1 protein-coding gene is annotated in these 808 nt (G+C 74.0%); it reads right to left on the bottom strand.

Features of this window, described 5'->3' with window-relative positions; genetic code table 11:
* Positions 1–62: 62 nt before the first annotated feature.
* Positions 63–728, bottom strand: coding sequence for an O-methyltransferase (locus ACSNOD_RS31525; RefSeq protein ID WP_436770491.1), 666 nt, complete (start codon positions 726–728; stop codon positions 63–65).
* Positions 729–808 lie beyond the last annotated feature (80 nt).

Raw genomic sequence — 808 nt, 5'->3', positions numbered from 1 at the left:
CCGCTTCGAGCGGTGGGCCCCTCTCTTCGTGCCCGGCGTTTCCGCGGCGACGCCGCCGGCGCTCAGTCCCGCCGACGGGCCAGGGTGATCCCGTCGGCGACGGTCAGCAGCGCGATGTCCACGCGCTCGTCGTCGCGCAGCCGGGCGTTGAGCTCGCGCACGGCCACGGTGTCCGGGTCGTCGGCGGCCGGATCGGCCACCCGGCCGAAGAACAGCGTGTTGTCGATCGCCACGAGCCCGCCGGGGCGCACCAGCGCCAGCGCCTGCTCGTAGTAGTGCGGATAGCCGGCCTTGTCGGCGTCGACGAAGACCAGGTCGAACGATCCGTCCCCCTCCCGCTCCCGCAGCTCGGCCAGGGTCCCGGCGGCATCGCCGAGACGCAGGTCGATCAGGCCGTCCACCCCGGCGCGCCGCCAGAACGGGGCGCCCACCCCGGGCCACTTGTCACTGATGTCACAGGTGACGATCCGGCCGCCGGCCGGCAGCGCCCGGGCCATGCACAGCGTGCTGTAGCCGGTGAACGTCCCGATCTCCAGCACCCGCCGGGCACCGAGGAGCCGGATCAGCAGGGCGAGGAACTGCGCCTCCTCGGGCATGATCTGCATGGCGCGCCCCCCGGGGAGCCGGGCGGTCACCTCGTGCAGCTCCCGCAGCAGTTCGTCGTCCCGCAGGGCGACGCTCCGGGCGTAGTCCAGCAGCGCGGGGCTGAGAGCGGTCTGGTCTGCCACGCTCGTGGTCCTTTCGGGGAGAGCCGGTACGGGAGCCGGTACGGGCGGTCGGGTACGGGGGAGTTCCGGCGGGGCGGGGC

Origin of the sequence: Streptomyces sp. URMC 123 (genome assembly GCF_051386515.1) — a bacterium.
Classification (GTDB): Bacteria; Actinomycetota; Actinomycetes; order Streptomycetales; family Streptomycetaceae; genus Streptomyces.
This window is presented reverse-complemented; position numbering and strand designations above follow the sequence as displayed.